Here is a 23,737-nt window from a genome sequence, read left to right on the forward strand (position 1 = left end):
GGTCTTGTAGAGATTAGAGATTAATGATACTTTTAAAATTTCTGCTATAAAATTAAGGCAAATTTCAGACCTTGAAGAATTTCTCTAGAATATAAAGCATATCTCTACCAGGGGCTGCCCACCAGGGTGTATGTCGACCAGTAAAAAGGATGGTCAAAATCCCAACGTCCGTGATATTCCAGTTCTGGAAAATGCGCTAATGCTTCCCCATCAAAACCATATAATGTCCCATCTGCAAACGACAGTTCACCTCGTAACATAGCTAGCTGTGCCTGGCGTAGGGCATTGGCTCGCACTGAATTTTCCTGTAGATTGTCATAAAAATAGGTCATTAACCCTAGCGTTCCCTCATCACTGATGGGCCAGAGACTAGCAACGGAGGTTTGTACCCCCGCATTCACCGCTAAGCCAGCAAAGCCATATTCGGCCTCACGATCGCCCAGAGCCGTGTTGCAAGCGCTTAATACCATCAGGGCAATGTTGGCATCCTGTAAGCCTAAGGTGTGGACCTGATCCAACTGTAGGGGCTGGTCCCACAGTTGAATATAGGAATTGTGTGGTTCACCGGGGGCAAACACACCATGGCTCGCTAAATGAACAATCCCATACTGATTGCGGGCAACTTGGGTTTGCAAATTATTGAGGGTAAATCTTTCATTGAGAAATACCTCACTCTCATGAAATGCTTCGGTAACAATGTTTAGTTCTTCAGGTACAGCAGGTAGAATCTGTTGTGATTGAAACTGCGCCGCTCCCATGGCTAGCAGGTGAGTGTTCTCCAGTTGAGAATAGAGAAAATTTTCAGGATTAAAGTCAGTCAAGCTAAAACTGGGAATCACTCCTAAGCTGTAACGTTCAACTAAGTACTCATTCCCATCGTGAAGTGCGGCAACGGGTAGAGTACGTAAACCTGTGTCCATGGCCAGGGCTAAGCTTTGGATTCCTTGGCTTTGTAATTCATTTTCTATGGGCGAGATCAACCAGCTATATAGCTGTTGAGCAGGGGGCAAGTATTGGGATGGGACAGATATGGAGTTGGTTACCTGGGCGTAAAAATTCTCTGCCATGGCCATTACGTCACTGCGGGTAACCCCTTCAACTTTTCGTCGTATGGTCTGTCCTGTATGAGTGAGTAGAAGGAGTCCCAATTCATCATTATTGGGGTTTAAGGGACTAGACTCGGATGCTGCTGTAGTGTTCTCTTCCGGTGGCAAAAAGTATATGTATAGAACACCGGGCCTTATCCCCATAATCTCTTCAACATTACCAAGGGTTTCTTGGGCCGAGGCCAGGCTGGTGGATGAGATGCTAACACGCTCGTATAGATTTAAGTGAGACTTAAACTGATCGGAAAATGAATTTTCTAAACGTTCAAACAGCGCACTGTTAGAATCATTGGCACCCACTGAAGACGTTGCTTCATCTAAGGGGGTAGCGCGGCTGTTAATGAGCGGAGACCTCAGATCGGTAGTAAATGGGGAATTAGTTGTAGGTAGTTCAATAACCGTAGGCAGGTTAGTACTTAGGGGGGAGTTAACTGTGAGAGAAGGATTACGGGTGAGCGGTGTGGGAGGAGTGGGAGGAGTGGGAGGTGCTAAGATATCTTGGGTTAAAAAACTGATATTGCCAAGGGAATAGCTATTTAAATACGAGTTGTCTATGGCAACTTTAAATTCACCACTGGTGATCAGGGCATCACTGCCTAAAATGCTGCTATCACCAACTCGAAAAGGGGTAGCACTATTGCCGCCATGGCGAATAGTAATGTTACCTGTGCCATTGGTGGCGGCTGTGGAAATACTGGCGACGTATCCGTCTAAACTGGTAAAGCTGTTGGTGGCTCGAAAGAATTGGTCGGTGGTAATATCCACATTGCCGCCTGCACTATCTCCCTCGGCTCGAATGCTTTGAACCTGAATAGTATCTGCTGCATTCAGGGTGACATTGCCCCCTATAGTGCCAGTGGTGTCAATCTGTTGTGAGGTAATTGTTGTTGCTGCATTAACGATGGTATCACCACCATCCAGAGGGCCTGTGGTCAAAATATCTTGAGTCCTGATAGCTCCACCGCTGTTGAGCATCACACCTCCTGGAGCTGTGAGATTAGCAGTTGTGATATCTTTTGCCGCTGATAGTGTAAGGTCAGGTGCTGTCAGATTAAAGCCTTGGGTATCAATTTTTCCATTGTCTTGAGGAGAGATAATCGTAGTGGGAGAAAGTAGGGTTATATTGTCTCCTAGGGTAATGGTGCCACTACCCTCCGCATGACCAATGGTAATAGCTGTAAAGCCACTGTAGATACTTGCTAATTCAGCTGTGGAAATTGTCAGAGCAGAGGGGGTATCAGAACCGCCTAGTTGAATATCTCTGGAGGTTGACAAGGGAGAAAGATTTAATGCTTCAGTCCCTACAAGGGCCGTGCCTAGACTGATAGTGTCTCCTATATAGGTAAGTGGACCGGCACCGCCATCTAAATCTTCAGTAAATCCGGCACCGTTGGTAAGAATGTTGATCTGGTCGGATTGATTGCCTGCGATCAGATTTTGGATGTTGGAGAAATTGTCTACTCCTGTGCCATTACCGGTATTGCTAGCTGTTAAGTTCCAAGTACTGTCAACATTGTCACCGATTAAGGTATTACTACCGATTCCGCCATTTATAAACTCAATGGGGGTATTTGCATTAAGCCTAAACGTGTCGTTACCGTTGCCGCCAATGAAGGATTCCAGTGTATTAAATCCACCAAGGCCGGTTGCATTATTGGTTTGAAAATCAACATTAATATTGGTGGTGTAGGCGCTATAATTAGCTGTGTCGCTGCCATCGCCGCCAGTTAGGGTGCCCGTGATTGAGGCACCATTGCTAAAGATAAAATTATCATTGCCGGCCTGACCGTTTAAATTTTCAAAGCCATTGAAGGCTAGGGTGTTGATAGTGCCAATATCCGTACCAGTGAGAGTAATGTCGTCGTTACCACTTGTTCCCTGTAATGTATCAGTATTACCACTACCTCGAAAGTCTTCTATATTGGTGAATGCTGCGACGTTTGTTGTTATTTGATTCTCAAGATCGATGGTGACACCAACGGCACTAGACCCGTAATCTAGGGTATCTGTTCCTAATCCTCCATCCAGTGTGGTCCACGTTCCTCCATTGACAATAAAACGATCGTTACCATCCCCTAACAGAATAGTCTCAAAGCCTTGAAAGTTAGTACCATTTAAGGTGCCAGTGGCTGCACTCGTGAGTGTAGCCACATCATCAGTGTTTGTCCCTTGCAGTGTATTAGAACCACTTCCAGCAATTATATTTTGAATATTGCGGATGCCCCCAGTACCCGGTGCATTACCAGTTTCCAGGTCGAGGGTCATATCTGTAATGTAGGCACCGTAATCTAGAGTGTTGTTACCCGTCCCACCATCAACGATGCCGCTAATAACAGCTCCATTTCCAAAAATAAAGCGATCGTCTCCACCGGCACCATTAACTGTTTGAATGCCAGCAAAGTTTATGCCATTAAACGTGCCGGCATCCACCCCTGAAAACGTGATGGTGTCATTGCCATCAGCCCCTGAAAGAGTATCATTGGTACCATTGCCAACGACAATTGATTCAATCTCTTTAAAGCTAAGACCATTACTAAAAAGACCATTGAGATGACCTTGGTTGCTGGCTGTAATCACCCAAGGTGTTACCCGATTGGGACCTCGTAGAACATTTGCCCCAAGGAGAGTGACAGGATCTTGAAACGGAGTTGTGCCTCCATCCGTAACAGAATCATTGAGGGTAATGGTACCTGTCCCATCGGAGCGTCCGATGGTGATGTTAGTAAAACCATCTTGCAGGGCTGAAACATCGGTTTCTAAAAGGTCCAGATCGAATAAAGTATTAGTGCTGGGACCTACGTTAATGGCTAGGGTTGGATTGTCAGGTGCAATTGATAACGTTGTGCCACTAATGGAGTTGTTGCCACCATTTAAATTTAGCTCATTGCTTCTGACGGTAATGTCCTCAGCGTCTAGCCTACCTGATACAGATGTGAGCAGTGGAGCTGCAAGATTAACATTGCCAGCCCCTGTTCCTGTTCTTGTATCCAGGGACTGGAGAGTAATAATTGTGCCTGAAATGCTGATATCTCGCCCCGACGTTTTCAAGGTATTGTCTGTTCCACTCATGAAAAAGCTACCGATAAAGTTGTTATCAGCGTCAGCTATAAACGTAATGGAGCCTGTTCCTGGTTGAAACGTCAGTTCATTGTTGCTACCTAAATCAATGTCGATGTTGGTATTGGCCTGTAGAATAATGTTGTCATTGCCATTCCAGCTTTCTAACGTATTGGCGTGTAGGGTTAACGTACCGAGGTCGTTATCAGTCGCATTGATATTGGGGAATAAAAGCGATTCTGTTGCAACTTCAGCAGGTGTACCACCGCTGACAATGCGAATATTGTCGGGATCAAATAAGATGGTACCTGATTCACCCTGGGGAGCGCTGAGGGAAAATTCTCCATCGAACCCTAGATGGTCTTTCCCAGAAATTTCAATAAAGCCGCCATTACCCCCTTGCTGTCCTCCCTGGGCATAGGCACCGCCGCTAAACACCGTGGCGTCATCGGCCCAAACAATTATCTGGCCCCCATGGCCTTGCTGTAGGGCACTGGCATTGATTTCAGAATCCTGGTTTACCCACGTGTACGTTGCGTTTGGTAGAGGACCTGTGCCTTGATAATTACCGCCAATATAGATCTGGCCGCCTTGGTTGATCCCATCGGCATTAATGGCTGCATCGACCAGGGAGACCCGGTCGCCTAAAAGTGCAATTTGCCCACCCTGATTACCAGCACTGCTGATGGTGCCAGTAATGGCCACATGTCCTGCTGAGGGGGTAATGGTTTCTGTTTGCGTGAGGCTGACCGTACCGTCTGTGTTGACGGTTAGGGTATCGGCATTGTCGATGTTATTGCCGGTGAGGAGGGCTGGCAGGCTGGTAGGCGTGACGCTAGGACCAGAAACTGTCTCAGCCCAGGGTGTAACCTCCAGGGTGAGTATTTGATCCGCCTGGCTTAAGCTAACTCGGTTGCTATCTGTCACGGCAGCCACAGTAACTGTGCCTGCAGGAGCCGTAATCGTCCCTACATTGGTAAGACTGCCCCCGAATAGCCGGATATGTTGCCCAGGATCGACCTGTAGGTTTCCTAAATTAATCAGATGAGCGGGGGGAGAGATAAATGCCAAACTGTTAGGATGGCCGACTAACGCTTGAGGATCTGCACCATGGGTGAACCAGCCCTGATCAAATCCGATGGTGTCAGCCGTTGTGGCCGTGAAATCTCCATTGAGATTGAGATGAACGTTGGGGCCAAAGAGGATGCCAGCTGGGTTGAGTAACCAGAGATTAGCACTGGTTGGAACAGCTAAGCCACCATCAATAATGGATGCTTGATTTCCCTTAACCTTCCCTAGGATATTTTCCACTGAGTCAGGAGCAACAAATGTAACCGTTTCGCCAGTGGCTACATTGAACGCTTCAAACTGATGAAAGAGATTTGTTCCATCTGTTGACTGAGTACCCCCAGTGATTTGAATCTGATCCCCTGCCGTGGTGATAGCTGTTGTTCCTGTAGGTTGTAGTTGCCCCCAGGCAGGAGGGCTACTTAGGGTAAAAATACCTAACCAGCCCACTAACTGTAAGACATATTTAGCGGGCTGCTGCCATCCCGAATAGCCCATAATGTTGATAATGCTGAAGCCTGACAAAAGAAGGTTGTAATTATTACAACTCCCCCTTTCTAATCACAGCTAACTTATCGATGAAATGTAACCCTAATGACACGGGTTTTTATCCTAAAGTTGCTGTGAAAGCGATGGCGGTGTAAATGCTTACAGTAGTAACAAGATTTATAGTAAACGGCGCAGTAGATGTAATTACCTACTTGTTTTTACGTACATTTGCTTATCGCCCTATTCGTTTTGTAATGAATAAATGATCCCTGGGGGTGAATGTTGTTAGACCTATGAAATGTGACTCAGGCCAGACTCATCTATTTCTTATTTGTTTAAAGCTATTTAAAACTTTGTAAGCACCTTGGATGACAAATTTAGGAGTGTTTCTGTAACTGATCTAAAAGTTTTTTTCATTTCCTAGATCAGGTTTCTAACATGGGCAATAGAAGTATCTAATGGCATTGGTAAGCGATCCAAATAATTTCTTAATTACTCGGATGTTGTCCCGATGGCCAATAGATGCTTCATTCGCTCACCCACCTCAATCACAAGAGGGAATGGAGGTTCTATGGTTGAAACCTATCAACCATCTCACGAGGCCACGTTAGATCGTGACTCAATGACGCTGTCGCGCCATGTATTGCAGCAACTTCAAAGCTTTGGGCCAGATGCTCAAGATCTAAGCGCTTTGATGAATCGCATTGCCCTGGCTGGCAAGCTGATTGCTCGGCACTTATCGCGAGCGGGCTTAGTCGAAGATGCCCTCGGGTTTACCGGGCGTGAAAATGTACAGGGGGAATCGGTTAAGAAAATGGACGTCTACGCCAACGACGTCTTTATTTATGTCTTTAAGCAAAGCGGTTTGGTCTGTCGCTTAGCTTCTGAAGAGATGGAGGCTCCATTCTATATTCCTGAGAACTGTCCCATTGGGCGATATACGTTGCTATACGATCCCATTGATGGTTCATCCAATGTAGATATCAATCTCAATGTTGGTTCAATTTTTGCCATTCGCCAGCAACGGGGTAACGATGAAGGGCAAACGGGCAAAGACCTGTTGCAGCCAGGACGAGAACAGTTAGCGGCAGGCTATATTCTCTATGGCCCAAGTACGGTACTGGTATATACCATCGGTACAGGGGTCCATATGTTTACCCTTGATCCCAGCCTGGGAGAGTTTATTCTTTCGGAAGAGAACATTACAATTCCTGCCCATGGGCCTGTTTATAGTGTAAATGAAGGTAACTTCTGGCAGTGGGATGATTCTATCCGAGATTATATTCGTTACGTACACCGCCATGAGGGATACTCAGCTCGCTACAGTGGTGCGTTAGTGGGAGATTTTCATCGTATTTTGACCCAGGGCGGAGTTTTCCTGTATCCAGGCACTGTGAAAAACCCGGATGGTAAATTGCGCTTGCTTTATGAGTCGGCTCCACTGGCCTTTTTGGCAGAGCAGGCGGGGGGACAGGCCTCAACGGGAACCCAGGAAATTTTAGATGTGCTTCCCGATCGGTTACATATGCGTACGCCTTTAGTTTTGGGCAGTACAGAAGATGTGGCGTTAGTGAAATCGTTTATTCAGGATCGATTTCGCGAGCGTGAAGCTGAAATCGCTGCCATTGGCCAAGCTTAATTGGTAACTCCTTGTTGTCGACAGCGGAATTTTTTCTGTACAAACAAAACTTTTGAAAACACGAAACACCCATATAGGATATTTACCCTATGACTACAGCGAATGACAGTCCAATTCTGCATCTAAAAGACCATGGTCAAAGTGTGTGGATGGATAATCTGAGCCGAGATTTGCTTGTTTCTGGCGAGCTGGTCAAGCTAATTGACAGTCGAGATGTACATGGGATTACCTCTAACCCGGCGATCTTTGAAAAAGCGATCGCAGGTAATGAAATCTACGATCAAGAAATTGAAGCGGGGGTACGGGCTGGTCAGTCCGTTGATCAAATTTACGAGACTTTGGTCTTTGATGACATCCAACGGGCCTGCGATGTGCTTAAGCCAGTGTACGAATCCTCCCATGGTTTGGACGGCTATGTCAGCCTAGAAGTCCCCCCCAATCTGGCCCATGATGCTGAAGGCACCCTTGCTGAAGCCCGTCGCTATGCAGCTGCGATTGGGCGTCCCAACCTGATGATTAAGATCCCAGGTACACCCGAGGGGCTAAAGGCCGTTGAGCAGACCATCCGCGATGGGATCAACGTCAATGTGACGCTACTGTTCTCAGTACAGAGCTATATCGATACGGCCTGGGCCTATATTCGGGGTCTAGAAGGTCGCTTGGCGGATGGCCATGACATTAGCGCCATGGCATCGGTGGCTAGTTTCTTCTTGAGCCGCATCGATAGCAAGGTTGACAATACCCTTGATCAACTGGCGGAGTCCGATAAGAGTAAGCGGGATCAGATTGCTGGCTTGAAAGGTAAGGTTGCGATCGCAAATGCCAAGCTGGCTTACCAAGAATACAAAAAGATCATTCAAAGCGATCGTTGGCAGGCACTGGTTGCTAACGGTGCAAACGTGCAGCGCCTACTGTGGGCTAGCACCAGCACTAAGAACCCTGCCTACAGCGATGTCATGTATGTAGATGAGCTGATTGGTCCAGATACTGTAAATACCCTGCCTCCCCAGACCATTGAAGCCTGTGCCGATCACTGTGATGTGAACAGCCGCATTGAAAGTGATGTGGATGCTGCCTATGCAGTAATTGAAACTCTTCCCACCGTGGGCATTGACCTTGAGCAGGTGATGGATGAGCTGCTGGCTGAAGGCATCGATAAGTTTATTAAACCCTTTGACCAGCTGATGGATTCATTGGTGATGAAGGTTAAGCAGCTGTCGCCTGCATAACAATAAACGTCGGGGCATCCCCCTTGTGGGTGCCCACTTCGCAGCCTAGGGCACCCATAAGCGGTGCCCCTACCATTTTTATTTTCCCTTTACCCCCAAATGGTTTCTCTCCTCGAAAATCCCCTCCGCGTTGGTCTCCAGCAAGATCGTATTCCAGAGCCTCAGATTTTAGTTATTTTTGGTGCGTCGGGAGATTTAACCCAGCGTAAGCTGGTGCCCTCTCTCTATAAAATGCGCCAAGAGCGTCGGTTACCACCAGAGCTAACAATTGTGGGGGTATCTCGTCGAGAATGGAGCCACGAATTCTTCCGTGAGCATTTAAAACAGGGTATTGAAGACTACGGTGGTGGTATTCATAACCAGATGCTCTGGGAGAACTTTGCCGCTGGACTGTTTTACTGTCCGGGTAATATTGACAAGCCAGAGAGCTATCAGAAGCTGAAAGTCTTTTTAGCTGAGCTGGATGAGAAACGATATACGCGAGGCAATCGGCTGTTTTATCTGTCGGTTGCTCCACGCTTTTTTGCTGAAGCCACCCAACAGTTGGGGGCTGCGGGCATGCTGACAGACCCAACCAAGCAGCGTTTAATTATTGAAAAACCCTTTGGCCGTAACCTGGCATCGGCTCAATCTTTGAACCAAAAAGTAAGAGCGGTGGTGCCGGAGGAGCAGGTCTATCGTATTGACCACTATCTCGGTAAAGAGACCGTTCAGAATCTACTGGTCTTCCGATTTGCTAACGCCATTTTTGAGCCATTGTGGAACCGGCAGTTTGTCGATCATGTGCAGATTACGGTGGCAGAAACCGTTGGTCTAGAAGGGCGTGCTGGCTATTATGAGACTGCTGGAGCCCTGCGGGATATGGTGCAAAACCACCTGATGCAGTTGTTTTGCCTAACGGCGATGGAACCGCCCAATTCTCTGGCAGCCTCCAGTGTGCGGGACGAGAAAGTTAAAGTATTGCAGGCAACACGACTGGCCGATCCTCTTAACCTGGACCGTTGTGTTGTGCGGGGGCAATACACCAATGGCTGGATGAAAGGACAGCCTGTACCTGGCTACCGCCAAGAAGAAGACGGGTTAGAACAATCGACGACCCATACTTTTGCCGCCATTGAGATGCGCGTCGACAACTGGCGTTGGCAAGGGGTGCCATTTTACCTACGTACGGGTAAACGGATGCCAAAAAAAGTATCGGAAATCTCAGTACACTTCAAGCAGGTGCCTCACCTAATGTTCCAGTCGGCGGCAAAGCAGATGAATGACAATATTCTGGCCTTGCGAATTCAGCCCGATGAAGGTATTTCCATGCGGTTTGAAGTGAAAACACCGGGCAGTTCTTTGCGGACACGCTCAGTGGATATGGACTTCCGTTATGATGCAGCTTTTGGTAAACCCAGCACCGATGCCTATGCTCGCTTGTTGGTGGATGCCATGCTCGGGGATCAAACCCTATTTACCCGAGGAGACGAAGTAGAAGAATCGTGGCGGGTGCTCACACCAGTCTTAGAAGCTTGGGATAGCCCAGCCGATCCTGCCCAGATTCCGTTATATGAAGCAGGTACATGGGAGCCAGTAGAGGCCGAATTCTTGCTGAATAAAGTCGGTCGTCGTTGGCGAAGACTTTAGTTATACGTTTATTAGTTATTAGTTATTAGCCATTTCAACCCAAAGAATCAATAACCAATAACTAGGACCCAACACCTCAAACCTCAAAACTTCCACCCCCTGACCTTACTATTCAATTGCGCGGTTAAAGCCATGGTGACCTCTCTAGTTACGCTACAAAAGCCTAAAGACATTTCAGTTGACGATATTGAAGCCGAGCTTCGGGAGATATGGCATAACTATGCTGCTGATGCTTCCGGTGTAGCGACGCGAGCCACGACGTTTAATGTCATCATTTATGAGCCAGAAGAGATTCAGCAGTTGTTGGCAACTCTAGGCTTTTATACCAAGCCTATTGATGGGCAGCATGGGCCAGAGACAAGACGTGCGATCGCAATCGCCCAGCAAACCTATGGCTTACCCATTACCAACCGGGTGGATCAAGTAACTTTACAGCGTCTGCGCGATGAGTTTCGGGCCCTATCTCCTGAGCTGCGTCGCTATACAAATGCCGACCTGCGGGGCTTTAGCCTTAACGAAGCCCTAGCGGCCCAAAACCCTTGTCGGGTGATTACCCTTTGCCCCACCTTTGGCGATGAAGATACTGGCGTTACGGCCCAGGTGTCTGCCTACTGCCCGATTCAGAAAAGTAGTAACAGTCGTCTAGTGTGCTGTGAATACATTACGTTGCGAGGTACGAAGAAAGCGCTGGATCGGGTGGATAACCTGGTTAAATCTTTAGTGATTGACGATCTGCCTAAATTTATCTGGTGGAAAGCTACCCCTAATCCAGAGCAGCTTCTCTTTCAGTCCATGGCCTCCCTCGGTAGCTGCATAATTTTAGACTCCAGCTACTATGGCAATCCTGAGTCAGAGCTACTAAAGATCCATCAGCTAGTGGACAGCGGTACTAAAGTGGCTGACTTAAACTGGTATCGTCTAGCTCCGTGGCAAGAACTATCTGCCGCTTCCTTCGATCCACCTGAGCGACGGTTGGCATTGTTGGAAATGGACCAGGTGGGTGTCGACTACGAGAAAGGTAATGCCGCCCAGGCACTACTGTATCTTGGCTGGTTAGCAAGTCGTCTACAGTGGCAGCCTGAAGATTATCAATTAGAAGGCGGCGACTACGATTTACGACGCATTACCCTCAAAGGTAACCATGGCCGCTCCATTGATGTGGAATTAGCTGCTATTCCGGTGGCTGATGTGGGGGAAGTACTGGGTGATTTGACCGGCTTGCGGATGTCATCGACTAATCTTGATGCTAACTGCTGCACCATTCTCTGCTCTGAGACGGCAGGCTGTATGCGAATGGAGTCTGGTGGGGGTGCGCAGTCTTGCTATATCCAAGAAGTAACAGCTATCTCTGACCAACGTTCTGATTTGTTATTAGAACAGCAGCTACAGCGCTGGGGTGAAGATGTGCTGTTTGAGGAGAGTTTGGCGGTTACAGCTCAGATTTTGAAGCTGTTAAATAATGCTGAGAAGTAGTGAGTAAGAGGCAATTGCTGACGCCTGGATTTTAGGTTTCAGGTGCCAAGGCTCCGAATTTAGCAAACCTGATTGTATGAATAATCCCGTAAGGGCAGATCTTATACGACATCCTGACTAATAGCGCCCGGTACCGAAGGGCATTCACAAGGGGGGTGCCCCTACAGGATTGTCCATTTTTAATCGAGCTTAATGAATTCGGATTAGATACTATATCTGTTCTAGGTACAAAAGAGCCAGGCATAGCTATGCCTGGCTCTTTTGTTGTTTGAGCATCTAACTTAATGTTGCATTTAAAGCCTTATTCTGATCTTTCTCCATAAGGGACAGTTCAGCGCTCCGAAAGCATTGCATGTGACTGCATCTGGAAGACATCACTCCTTATTTTGTAGGGTTATCCTGACTTTCAAAGTCTTAAAGACGTTGCAAACTATGAAGAAAGACTTAAACCAGGTTTGACCATGGACGGTCAGACCGCAACCCGTTGAATTGAGAGCACGTCCCATGCGTCAGATCAGGAACTACGCGTTAGTTATTGTCCTCAGTGTGGCATTGACATTAACCTCGTTGAGGCTATTTTCTAAATGGATCATCCCACCAACCATTGCGGAAGTGGGAGCGCCTGCAGCGCAGCTAGTACAGGCTTCAAGGATTCCAGATAGCCCCCATAATTTTGTTGCAGCGGCGGTTGATCGTGTGGGTCCAGCCGTTGTTCGTGTGGATACGGAACGTACGGTTGCTACCCGTGGGCCTGATCCATTTTTTAACGATCCGTTTTTCCGTGGTTTCTTTGGCGAAGATGCATTTCCTCAGTTACCCCAGGAGTATCGTAAACAGGGGCAAGGGTCTGGCTTTATTGTCGACGGCAGTGGTTTGGTGCTGACCAATGCCCATGTAGTAAATGGCGCGGACAAGGTCACCATTACCCTGCGGGATGGCCGTACCTTTGATGGCGAAGTGAAGGGAACTGACGAACCTTCTGATTTAGCAGTTGTTAAGATTACAGGCGATAACTTACCCGTAGCCCCTGAAGGAGATTCTAGCCAGCTACAGGTAGGCGACTGGGCAATTGCTGTGGGCAACCCGCTAGGTCTGGATAATACAGTTACTTTAGGGATTATTAGTACTCTCAACCGTTCTAGCTCTCAGGTGGGTATCCCAGATAAGCGTCTGGACTTTGTGCAGACAGATGCGGCCATTAATCCGGGGAATTCCGGTGGTCCTTTGCTCAATGAACAGGGAGAGGTCATCGGCATTAATACCGCTATTCGGGCTGATGCAGAAGGGATTGGCTTTGCAATTCCCATCAATAAGGCGAAGGAAATTCAAAGCTTTTTGGCTCAGGGTAAGAGGGTGCCTCACCCATTTATTGGTATCCAGATGACCAATCTGACGGTGGAGCAGGCGAAGCAGATCAATGAAGATCCAAACTCTGTGCTGATGGTGCCTGAGACGGAAGGTGTGTTGATTGTGCAGGTGGTGCCAGATAGCCCTGCGGCGAAAGGTGGACTGCGGCGTGGTGATGTGATTGTTAAAATCGATGATGCCGCTGTGACTAATGCCGAACAGTTGCAAGATGTTGTTGAGGGTAGCAAGATTGGTCAGGCGTTGAAATTCGAGGTAATTCGGGGTGATCAAACGAAGAATCTGACCGTGCGACCTGCCGAGTTGCAAGAGGCGGCTCAATAGGCTTTAGGGGCTGGGCTGGCCTTCGGCGTGAGACTTCAGCTTGAGACTTCGGCGTGAGACTTCGGCGTGAGCTCAGTCGAACGCTCAGTCGAACGCACAAGCCACAGCCCCTACAGGATTATCCATACCAAATCCGAATGCATTACCCCCGATTAAAAGTGGATAATCTCATAGGGGCATATCCTTATGGTTGCCCTTCGATATCGGGGACAGGTAACCAGGATTTTGTATTAGTCAAGATCTATCAAGGTTTGTTGGCCATTTGTTTTGAGGAGTAATCACCATGTTGTTATGCCAAATTGAAATGCAGGCTTTGGATCCTGTTGCTCAGGAGCCGACATATTATATTGTTGGTCGTTATGGCTTTGATCCAGGTCTGCAGGAACAGGAAGAAGTATGGATTAACTGGCAGATATGGGATAAAAAGTTTGAGATTAAGTCGAAGGTTGTTGGGCGGCGGAAAGAGATTTATGTTGATGGTAAAAGTATTGCCTTGGGGATGAGTGAGAGCGAAAAGGAGAAATTTTTGGTGATTTATCCCGACGGTATTGAGACGTTATCAGATGGGGCTAGTTTGTTTTTGTTGAGGATCTTTGTAGAGGCTATAGATAAGGAACAGTTGTTTGAAGTGCAAAAGGCTCTTGCCCAGGGTGAGCGTAGGCTGAGACCGCAGGGGCAGCTGCCTAAGACAAAGCAATAGTATTGAGAGACGTTTCATGGAACGTCTGTACATTTACAAATTAGCGGGTAAAAATTAGGATTATTATGGATAATAGTAAAATGCCACAGATAATTAGGCTGAGGGTGAGTTGTTGTTTGAGTTTGGCTATGCGGTGAGTTGCGATCGCATCTGCTTCTTTCAGCATTTGTTCTTTCTCTCGTTTGCGAATCGCCTCCTGTCGGGCAATGGTCTGCTCATAAATATGGGACTGGCTGCTCATCAAAAACTGATGATGCTCTTCGCTTAGGCTCTGGGTGCCGGCCCAGGTTCTGGCTTCTTGTAATGTTTGCTCATTGAGTAACCACCGAGCATCACACTTTGAAGAAAGCCACTTGTCTAGCATTTTTTGGTAAGGACATAGGGATGTGAGGCGGCGGTCAACCCACCAGGGTCTAAAGATTTCGGCATAGATTTTATTCGCGACTTTCAGATAGGCTCCTTCTTTGACGACAAGACCCGTCAGCTGTAATTCGTTGTGTTCTGGGCTGCCGTCGAGCAAGACAATGCGCGACTGTAGTATGTCTCGATAAACTTCTAGCAGTCTCTGGGCACGGGAACTATGGAGAAGTCTATCTTGAATGGTTTTGAGGTGTTCAGGGGTGTCTTGCTGTAGCCAGTCTTGGATAATTTTTCGTTCGACGAGTTTATCAACGTAGGGGGCTGGATAGGCCCGAGGTTCAATGTCGGCTTCGCTGACGATGAGTTGGCATAGTTTTTGGGTTAAAAATGGCTGCCCGCCTGTCCAGCGGAGGATGCACTGAATGAGTCCTTCTGAATATTCTGATAGGTGTGCCAGACCGGTGCTGAGGGGTTTGGCTTCTTCTAGGGTAAAGCCTCTGAGTTGGATGGCGGTGCCGATGTTGAAGGGGGTGCGATCGCGAGCTGAAATTAACTCTGATGGTGTAGCAACACCAATGAGGGTGATGGTGAGGCGGCGGTAGTCAGGATGCTCAGCTCGTTCTTGGTAAAAGTAACGAATGAGGGAAAAGAAATCGTCACTAAAGTCGAACTGAAACAGGCTATCGATTTCGTCGATAAAGATAACGATGGGCTGCTGAATTTCTTTTAGGAGAACGTCTTCGATGAATTCGCTAAAGCGCTGAATTGGTGTCAGACCGTCTCGCGCTTGCCACCAGGGGATAACTTTTAACTTGATGCCCAGGCTACGGCTGAGGCGACGGATGACACCAAGATACCAGGTTTCGGAGGGCATGCCATGTTCGACTATGGCGCTAACTTCAATGACCCCGCAGGCTATGCCTTGGACTTTTAGGCGCTGGGTGGTTTGCACCCGTAGGCTGGATTTGCCCATTTGGCGAGCATTAAAGATATGGCAGTATTCTCTTTTCAGCAGTGTTTGGAAGAGGTCTTCGTCAGCCTGGCGAAAGATATAGGTAGGGGCATCCTGGCGTAGGGCTCCGCCAACGGTGTATTGGTAGGCGGATAGTTTACTCATAGGGGTTACATTTCAGCAATATTTTGCTGTAGTTATCGAACATTTCCTCTGCCATTAGCTTTAGCCTCATTAGCAAGACGTTGGGCACGCTGTGCAGGATTAAGTTGTAGATTGGGATTCCAATCCAATGCAGTTTGATAGCGCTCTACCGCTAGATCAATTTGACTTTGGGCGGCCAAGTTATCCCCTTCTTTGATTAGAGTGGGGACTGCTGACAACTTACGAGCTGTAGTATGGCAGAAAGAGAGTGCTTCTAAATCTGCGGGATGGCTTACAAAATAAGAATTCAGGTGATTGCAACCAAGAGTCAATAGGCTATCTAAGTCATCGGTTTTCCACAGGCGAGCAGTGTTATCAGAGCTGGCGGTGACGATGTGTTGACCATCGGGGCTGAAACTCGCGTTCAGGACACTGCCTCTATGGCTTTTAAGCTTTGCAACTGGCTCTCCAGAGATGGTATCCCATAGGCGAGCGGTGTGGTCAGAGCTTGCGTTCATCCCAATGTCTGTAAGGCCTTTGAACTCGGCGAGTGGGGCTCCAGAGATGGTATCCCACAGGCGAGCAGTGTTGTCGCTTGCGGTGACGATGCGTTGGCCATCGGGGCTGAAACTCGCGTTCAGGACCCTGACTGTATGGCCTTTGAGTTCGGCAAGTTGGTCTCCAGAGGTAGCATTCCATACACGAGCGGTGGTGTCATCACTCGCAGTGACGACGCGTTGGCCATCGGGGCTGAAACTCGCGTTTAGGACCCTAGCTATATGGCCTTTGAGTTCGGCAAGTTGGTCTCCAGAGGTAGAATTCCATACACGAGCAGTGGTGTCAGAGCTGGCGGTGACGATGCGTTGGCCATCGGAGCTGAAACTCGCGTTTAGGACACTAGCTGTATGACCTTTGAATTCAGTGATTAGGTCTCCAGAGGTGGCATCCCACAGGCGAGCGGTGTGGTCAGAGCTGGCGGTGACGATGCGTTGGCCATCGGGGCTAAAACTTGCGTTTCTGACACTGAATGTATGGTCTTTGAGCTCTGTAATGAGGTCTCCAGAGGTGGCATTCCATACACGAGCAGTGGTGTCAAAACTCGCAGTGATGATGCGTTGGCCATCGGGGCTGAAATCCGCGTTTAGGACCCTGGCTGCATGTCCTATGAGCTCTGTAATGAGGTCTCCAGAGGTGGCATCCCACACACGAGCGGTGTGGTCAGAGCTGGCGGTGACGATGCGTTGGCCATCGGGGCTAAAGCTTGCGTTTAGAACAATATCTGTATGGCCTATGAGCTCTGTAATGAGGTCTCCAGAGGTGGCATCCCACACACGAGCAGTGGTGTCAGAGCTGGCGGTGACGATGCGTTGGCCATCGGGGCTAAAACTCGCGTTTAGGACAATATCTGTATGGCCTGCGAACTCGGCGATTGGGTCTCCAGAGGTGGCATCCCACACACGAGCAGTGGTGTCAGAGCTGGCGGTGACGATGCGTTGGCCATTTGGGCTAAAACTCGCGTTTAGGACAATACCTGTATGGCCTATGAGTTCTGTAATGAGGTCTCCAGAGGTGGTATCCCACACACGAGCGGTGTGGTCAGAGCTGGCGGTGACGATGCGTTGGCCATCGGGGCTGAAACTCGCGTTTAGGACACTGAATCTATGGCCTTTAAGCTCGGCAAGTTGGTCTCCAGAGGTGGCATCCCACACACGAGCGGTGGTGTCAAAACTAGCGGTAGCAATGCGTTGGCCATTTGGGCTAAAACTCGCGTTTAGGACAATACCTGTATGGCCTATGAGTTCTGTAATGAGGTCTCCAGAGGTGGCATCCCACACACGAGCAGTGGTGTCATCGCTGGCGGTGACAATGCGTTGACCATTTGGACTGAAACTCGCGTTTAAGACAATATCTGTATGGCCTATGAGTTCTGTAATGAGGTCTCCAGAGGTGGCATCCCACACGCGAGCAGTGGTGTCAGAGCTGGCGGTGACGATGCGTTGGCCATCGGAGCTGAAACTTGCGTTTAAGACACTGGCTGTATGGCCTTTAAGCTCTGTAATGAGGTCTCCAGAGGTGGCATCCCACACGCGAGCAGTGGTGTCAGAGCTGGCGGTGACGATGCGTTGACCATCGGGGCTGAAACTCGCGTTTAAGACACTGGCTGTATGGCCTTTAAGCTCTGTAATGAGGTCTCCAGAGGTGGCATCCCACACGCGAGCAGTGGTGTCAGAGCTGGCGGTGACGATGCGTTGACCATCGGGGCTGAAACTCGCGTTTAAGACACTGGCTGTATGGCCTTTAAGCTCTGTAATGAGGTCTCCAGAGGTGGCATCCCACACGCGAGCAGTGGTGTCATCGCTAGCGGTGACGATGTGTTGACTATCGGTACTGAAACTCGCGTTTAGGATCCTGGCTGTATGGCCTGAAAGTTGATTCAGTTCAGGGATATTTTCTCGGAGTACACTAGCTAAAGCCTGAATCGGACTGAAGGCAGGGTAAGCTTCATTAGAACTCCATTGTTTAGCCACTTCATGAAGTTCTTGCCCAAATTTTATAGCTACTAGCAATGATTCTACGTTGGGGAACTGTTGCCACTGTCGTAGAGCAAAGGCTCCATCTCTCTCTAACTGCGCTACTTTCCTAGCTCGGCTTAACTTTGCTTCTGCTGCGCTAATTTGCCAAACTGCAATACTGCCCGTCACAATTACCCCTGCAACAGTAGCTGCCAGAGCGAATCTAACTAACGAAAGTTTCCGTGTAGCTTTTGCTAATTTATTTTCCTTTTCTTGAAGCTGCTCATCTGCAACCAATAATTGTTCATCTGCTTTTTTCAGACGCATTTCAGCTTCCCCATTAGCAGCTTCTAAAATTGCTTTGGCCTGTTGCTCAACAGATAACACCTTGTGGAGTTCTCTTTGCCTCAGTTCTTGACTCGCATCCAAAAATAACCGATCATCATCGCTCAGCCGCTTCCCAGCAGCCCAGGTCCGTGCCTGTTGCAATGCTTCACCCTGCAACAACCAGGCACTATCTCGCCGCCCAGAGGATACCCACGCAGCAATGGCCGTTCCATAAGGACGTAGCTTTAACAATCCAGCATCAATCCATTCCTGGTCAAATACTGCCTTATAGATCGGATTTGCCACCCGCAGATAATTCTGTTCTTCCCGTATCAACCCCGATAACCGCAACTCAATCTGTTCATCGCTGCCATCCGCCGCAATCTGCTCTGCCTGCAAAATTCGCTGATACAGCCCCAGCAGCCGCCCCATTCTCTCTTCGTTCGTTAAAATTTGATCCCGAATCGTTTTCAAGTGCACCGATACATCCTGGGCTTCCCAGTCGTCAATCACCTGCGACTGTACGAGCTGTGAGATCAGATCTGCCTCACTTCCAGCGGTAAGGATAAAGTTCGACTCTGCAATTAACTGACACAATCGTTGGGTCAAAAACGGTTGCCCCTTCGTCCAGCGCAAAATCTCACGCAACACTGCTGTCGGATTCTCGGTCACACCCTCTAATCCTATTGTTAGAGGGGTTATCTCTTTCGTCTGAAACCCTTTAAGATCAATCAGCCGACCACCAATATTAAACGATGTACGCATCTTATCGCGAATCAAATCATTTGGCGTTGCTACCCCCAACAGCACAAAGCTCAGCCGCTCAAACGCATTCAGGTCCGACCGCTCTTGATAAAACGACCGAATCAGCGCAAAAAAGTCATCATTAAAGTCAAACTTAAACAGACTGTCAATTTCATCAATAAAAATAACAATCGGTCCAGGCAGTTCGTTCAGCAATACATCCTCAACAAACTCACTAAACCGCTGTACAGGCGATAGCCCCTCTCTCTCTCTCCACCAGGGCAACACCTTCATCGATAGCCCTATACTTCGACTTAACCGTCGGATTAAACCTAGATACCACTGCTCAGCCGTGGCTCCTTCTCCAACAATTCCACTCACTTCCACCACACCACAGGCCACACCATCCGCCTTCAGCTGCTGCATCACCTGCACCCGCAGGCTTGACTTCCCCATCTGCCGCGAGTTAAATACATAGCAATACTCTCCGTCTTTCAGAGCCTCATATAGCTCCTGATCCGCCTGGCGAGTCACATAGGTTGGCGCATCCTGCCTGAGAGCACCACCGACTGTGTACTGATATGCTGCAGCCATAGCTTACCCCTCCAAGTGCTCTCTAAAATACTCGCGATAAATCTCACATAGTGGCGATGCCTGATTCCCCGATAGCGTCACCAACCCCATACTCTCCAACTTAAACGAAGATTCCGCATCAATATCCACCGGACGACGCTTGGTTACTACCTGCCGAAACGCTTCTGCCAACTGTGGATAATCCTGTAGCACATAGAGATGCCGCCGCAGATGATCACTGTAAATCCCTGCCTCTGTCGCCGCTGTTTCAGTTAATGCATTTATACTCAAATCATCCCGCCGCAGATGATATAGCGCCTTACGAATCAAATAGGGATGTCCCCCCACCAACTCCATCAGCGCCTCAGTCTGACTGGCACTGGCCGACAACCCATACCGCTGAGCCAGATCCTGCACCTGCTCCGCCGAAAACTCCTCTAACTCTACATTTTTGCCCACATTGAAAGGTGACTGGTTAATATTCAACGGCACATAGGCCTCTGTGGAATGTACCACTACTAGCCGCAGTTTCTCCCATAGTTCGCTACCAAAATCCCCATAGCGGGCCGACTCATACCAGGATCGCAACAACCCAAAGAAATCATCCGCCACGGTGGCATGGGGAAACACCATATCTACTTCGTCTAGTGCCAGAATCAAGGGCGTATCTAAATCCTCTAGCAAACACTCTTCAAAGTAGGCAATGCATTTGTCTTTACTGCCAAAGCCCATCCAATAATCTTCTAGTTCTTTAAGCTTTTTCAATCGTCTGCCCACCTGGGAGCACAGCCACTTCAGCAGCAAATCTAAGTCATTGAATAACCGACTGTCTGCCCGCTGAAAACTCACCGGCACCGTTGCATACCCAAGCTCCCTGCCATGGTTCAGAATTCGCGCCATCAGGGATGTCTTACCCATTTGTCGCGGTGCTTTAATGCGAATCAACGAGCCTGGCTGTTCAATTTCAGCAAAACAATCCGTTTCTATTGGTGGACGATCTACATAAAGGCCAGATTTTAGCGGTACCGAACCTCCTGGCTCTCGCTGTAGCTCCGGTTCAGCCACCGGTAGCGGCGGTCGATCGATGCTATCGGCCACCGGTCGGATGGGGACTACAGACTCGGTCTCAGCCGGGGCAATGTCCCGCTGCGCCTTGTGCTCCTGCATTAGCGACTGCAACTCCTGCAACAAGGCAGGCGTATCTGCGGCTGAGTGCCATTCCCTCTGCTGAATTTGCTGTAAATACCCCCGCAGCTCATAATTTAGCGGGTCATCTAGAGGAAACTGCACCCGAATGGGCAAAATCACCGGGCGATTGTTTTCTCGCTGATCCCGCAGACTCCGCGCCCGCTTTACCTCTTCAGTCACCATCTCACTGGTCGCTGACAAAGGCGACAGCAGCAGTAAAAAATAGTCACATTGGTGCAGCTCAGTGCTAATGCGCTTACGCCAATTTTCTCCCAGCTTGATGCTCTCTGCCGCCATAAAGGCTTCATGGCCAGCTGCCTGAAACGCATCGTAAAAGTCCTGGGCGAGGTCCTTATCCGGAGCCTCATCGCGATAGCTAATGAAAATCCGCCGTGTGGCAGTTCGACTGTCTGAAGGGCTAGCTTTACTGCCGAACCGATCATCAATGACCTTGCCAGCACGGGTCCGTAGAACGGGTGTGGCTACTTCCTCAGCAATGTCTTCTAAATCAATGGCTGTACGCCCCATTTCATAAGCGGCTTCATAGGAGCTGCTATGACCCAGGGCAGTGTAAAATCCCCGTGCAAAACTAATGGCCGCTACATCGCCAATGGGCTGATTCATGCCAATGACACAGGATACAAACTGGCTAATAGCTTGGGCCTGACTATCGGAATAGCAGGCATTGAGCAAGACACACTCCACATTGGAGACCTGCTGAAATAAGCGTGCCAGGGCTCGCGTCGGCACCAGCTGACTCCGACCTCGACTATCATCTAGGACTAAGCCATGATCACCAACACCATGCCCGACAAAATGCACAATGTGAGGCTGGTGGGACATCAGTGCCTGAATTAGATCCTCAGTGCGGACAGCCCATTCTGAAACGATTTGAAACTGATCCCGCTCTTTGGATAGCTGGATACTGCGCTGAATACTACGCACTTCTTCATCTAGACTCAGCCTGGCTGTATCACTAGGATTGGCCGCCAGCACCAAAATTTTGCGCAATGGTAGTTTGGCATTTAAGGGCATAGTAAGACAGCTTAGCAGTGGCCAATCAGAAATTTATTCCTTTACTTAAAATTACACAAATTTTAGTTGATGTCTTACTCCGAAGACATCTGTTTACATAGGTCACCTGCTTATGACGGCTGTTTGATGTTTTGCGGTTTTATTTGAAGATTTGGGCAGATGCTCTAATGAATTCTGCAATCGCTGCACTTAGCTTTGTAGTTTTCTGACCTCATATTGGGATAGCCTAATTTGCCTGGCTCAGAGGTTACAGCAAGGTCGCTTGTATTTGTTCTGCATTGACCTCCTGTAGGGGCTGTGCCTTGTGCCTGCCCCGTGACATCATGTGCTATTAACCAGGATTAAACAGGTCATAATCACCGAGATTTCCAAGTTCCATGAAATCCAAAGGGAATAATCTCGGGGAGTTCCAACACACAAACTGGGCCTGCTTCTAGGTTGTCGGCTTGTAAAATCTGGACTGTGCTTTGGTCGTGGTTGCCGTCGAAGACGATGGTGAAGATCCAGCCGGAGCCTTGGGAATTGGGGACGTAGATTGGTTCGATGGGATAGCAGCCTTTGGGAAATGTTATGAGGTTGGTATGGCCATCATCAGGGTCTAAACAGCCAATACTGTCGAAGTATTCTTCGTTTTTGGGATTGGCTTTGTAGCAGAAAAAGAGAGATTTATGGTGATGCCCTATATCATTGGGAGATGTCATGGGGAATTCGCTGTCTAGGCCAAACAGTGGTTCGTTGGATAAGACTTTGCCTGCGATCGCGTCAATCTGTAATCGAAAAAGTCTTGATGAGGCTTGGGTTTTGGGAAATCCGGTGACAAATTCTTGGAGCCACTGATTGGTATCAAAATTTGAATAGCGGGCATAGTCGATCACAATGGAATCATCGTCTGCTTGATAGCCGTTGCCAAAGTGCCATTGATACCAGGGATCGGTGGCAAACCGTGAGACTTCTGTGAGGGTATTGCGATCAACAATGATAACTTGGGTGCCATGTTGGGGTTTCCACGCCATGGCATCGCTAAAACCCTTGGTTCCTAACAGGATGGGCAATACTGATAAGACTACGGGTGGGATCAGAAAAATTAGATAAGGGCCTGCTATGACAAAGTCATGAACCAATGCAGTCCGAGGTAGTGGAATCTGGCTTTGTTGGCGCATCTGGCCAGAGGCATCAAGGCGGTATAGCTGAATGGAGTTTTTAGGACCGAGGACAACGCCAAAGTTGTAGATGTCTCCGGTTTTTGGATCCCGTTTGGGGTGAGCTGAAAAGGGCTGCCCTGGCTGTAGGTAGCCCAAGTTATCTAAGCCGATGGTGTCTAGGGTGTCTAGATCTAAGGCATGAGGGTTACCCGCTTCCCAAAGGGCCAGGAGCTTATCGGGTAGGGCTAACACAGAGGTGTTGGCTGCATTTTTGGGCTGAGTGCCCCAGCGTTTCCAAAACGGGCCGGGGGCCATTTGTCCATAGCCCCCATATAAATATTCGTCAGCGGCGGCTTCTGCCTGGAATCCCTGGGTTTGAACGTAGCGATACAGCCCGGTTGCCCCTGCGTCGGTAAAATGAATGGCCAGGATGCCGCCATCGCCATCAAACCAATGGTGGGTGGTTTGTCCGCCACGCTGTAGACGGCCTGCTCCATTGCGGTACAGGCTACCTCTCAAGTCTGCTGGGATTTGCCCCGCTAGAACGGGTAGGGTAACGGGACCAAATTCGACGGCAGGTTTTGCGATCGCACGAGACCAGAGGGGTTTACCTTGGCCAAAGGTGTCGCGATCTCGCGTGGGGGCTTGCATCACAGTTTTGAGGGCATCAACATTTACCA

The 23,737-nt window shown here is 48.7% G+C and carries 11 protein-coding genes; 6 read left to right on the forward strand and 5 right to left on the reverse strand.

Annotation, left to right across the window (positions count from 1 at the left end; translation table 11 throughout):
* Window positions 1-104 precede the first annotated feature (104 nt).
* Window positions 105-5,729, reverse strand: a complete 5,625-nt coding sequence (locus SPB21_RS02675) for a CHAT domain-containing protein (RefSeq protein WP_499865375.1) — start codon at window positions 5,727-5,729, stop codon at window positions 105-107.
* 562 nt (window positions 5,730-6,291) lie between these two features.
* Between SPB21_RS02675 and fbp the strand changes: the two genes are divergently transcribed.
* From fbp to SPB21_RS02705, 6 genes are all read left to right on the forward strand, one after another.
* On the forward strand, window positions 6,292-7,359 hold the full coding sequence (gene fbp / locus SPB21_RS02680) for a class 1 fructose-bisphosphatase (protein WP_163669121.1): 1,068 nt from the start codon (window positions 6,292-6,294) through the stop codon (window positions 7,357-7,359).
* Between the two features lie 89 nt (window positions 7,360-7,448).
* Complete coding sequence (tal, locus tag SPB21_RS02685) at window positions 7,449-8,588, forward strand: transaldolase (protein WP_163669123.1); 1,140 nt, start codon at window positions 7,449-7,451, stop codon at window positions 8,586-8,588.
* Between the two features lie 99 nt (window positions 8,589-8,687).
* Window positions 8,688-10,217 (forward strand): glucose-6-phosphate dehydrogenase, encoded by a 1,530-nt coding sequence (gene zwf, locus SPB21_RS02690; RefSeq protein WP_163669125.1) that lies wholly within the window; start codon window positions 8,688-8,690, stop codon window positions 10,215-10,217.
* Window positions 10,218-10,349: 132 nt separating this feature from the next.
* Window positions 10,350-11,690 carry a glucose-6-phosphate dehydrogenase assembly protein OpcA gene (gene opcA / locus SPB21_RS02695; RefSeq protein ID WP_163669127.1) on the forward strand — a complete coding sequence of 447 codons (1,341 nt, stop codon included), beginning with the start codon at window positions 10,350-10,352 and terminating at the stop codon, window positions 11,688-11,690.
* Window positions 11,691-12,194: 504 nt separating this feature from the next.
* Window positions 12,195-13,379 (forward strand): HhoA/HhoB/HtrA family serine endopeptidase, encoded by a 1,185-nt coding sequence (locus tag SPB21_RS02700; protein ID WP_499865377.1) that lies wholly within the window; start codon window positions 12,195-12,197, stop codon window positions 13,377-13,379.
* 283 nt (window positions 13,380-13,662) lie between these two features.
* Window positions 13,663-14,079 carry a hypothetical protein gene (locus tag SPB21_RS02705; RefSeq protein WP_006519597.1) on the forward strand — a complete coding sequence of 139 codons (417 nt, stop codon included), beginning with the start codon at window positions 13,663-13,665 and terminating at the stop codon, window positions 14,077-14,079.
* A gap of 40 nt (window positions 14,080-14,119) precedes the next feature.
* Here SPB21_RS02705 and SPB21_RS02710 read toward each other — a convergent pair whose 3' ends face one another.
* From SPB21_RS02710 to SPB21_RS02725, 4 genes are all read right to left on the reverse strand, one after another.
* On the reverse strand, window positions 14,120-15,556 hold the full coding sequence (locus SPB21_RS02710) for an AAA-like domain-containing protein (RefSeq protein WP_499865379.1): 1,437 nt from the start codon (window positions 15,554-15,556) through the stop codon (window positions 14,120-14,122).
* A gap of 32 nt (window positions 15,557-15,588) precedes the next feature.
* Window positions 15,589-19,713 carry an AAA-like domain-containing protein gene (locus tag SPB21_RS02715; RefSeq protein WP_499865380.1) on the reverse strand — a complete coding sequence of 1,375 codons (4,125 nt, stop codon included), beginning with the start codon at window positions 19,711-19,713 and terminating at the stop codon, window positions 15,589-15,591.
* A 3-nt stretch (window positions 19,714-19,716) separates the two neighbouring features.
* Window positions 19,717-21,915, reverse strand: a complete 2,199-nt coding sequence (locus SPB21_RS02720) for an AAA-like domain-containing protein (protein WP_499865382.1) — start codon at window positions 21,913-21,915, stop codon at window positions 19,717-19,719.
* A gap of 356 nt (window positions 21,916-22,271) precedes the next feature.
* A complete protein-coding gene (locus tag SPB21_RS02725) occupies window positions 22,272-23,708 on the reverse strand; it encodes a carotenoid oxygenase family protein (RefSeq protein WP_499868662.1) in 1,437 nt (478 codons plus the stop codon).
* Between the last annotated feature and the right edge of the window lie 29 nt (window positions 23,709-23,737).

Source organism: Leptothoe sp. ISB3NOV94-8A, from assembly GCF_043421595.1.
Classification (GTDB): domain Bacteria; phylum Cyanobacteriota; class Cyanobacteriia; order Phormidesmidales; family Phormidesmidaceae; genus Leptothoe; species Leptothoe turfae.

Coding starts and splice junctions, on each gene's coding strand:
- SPB21_RS02675 (WP_499865375.1), bottom strand. CDS start 5,729: ATGGGCTATTCGGGATGGCAGCAGCCCGCTAAATATGTCTTACAGTTA.
- fbp (WP_163669121.1), top strand. CDS start 6,292: ATGGTTGAAACCTATCAACCATCTCACGAGGCCACGTTAGATCGTGAC.
- tal (WP_163669123.1), top strand. CDS start 7,449: ATGACTACAGCGAATGACAGTCCAATTCTGCATCTAAAAGACCATGGT.
- zwf (WP_163669125.1), top strand. CDS start 8,688: ATGGTTTCTCTCCTCGAAAATCCCCTCCGCGTTGGTCTCCAGCAAGAT.
- opcA (WP_163669127.1), top strand. CDS start 10,350: ATGGTGACCTCTCTAGTTACGCTACAAAAGCCTAAAGACATTTCAGTT.
- SPB21_RS02700 (WP_499865377.1), top strand. CDS start 12,195: ATGCGTCAGATCAGGAACTACGCGTTAGTTATTGTCCTCAGTGTGGCA.
- SPB21_RS02705 (WP_006519597.1), top strand. CDS start 13,663: ATGTTGTTATGCCAAATTGAAATGCAGGCTTTGGATCCTGTTGCTCAG.
- SPB21_RS02710 (WP_499865379.1), bottom strand. CDS start 15,556: ATGAGTAAACTATCCGCCTACCAATACACCGTTGGCGGAGCCCTACGC.
- SPB21_RS02715 (WP_499865380.1), bottom strand. CDS start 19,713: ATGGCTGCAGCATATCAGTACACAGTCGGTGGTGCTCTCAGGCAGGAT.
- SPB21_RS02720 (WP_499865382.1), bottom strand. CDS start 21,915: ATGCCCTTAAATGCCAAACTACCATTGCGCAAAATTTTGGTGCTGGCG.
- SPB21_RS02725 (WP_499868662.1), bottom strand. CDS start 23,708: ATGCAAGCCCCCACGCGAGATCGCGACACCTTTGGCCAAGGTAAACCC.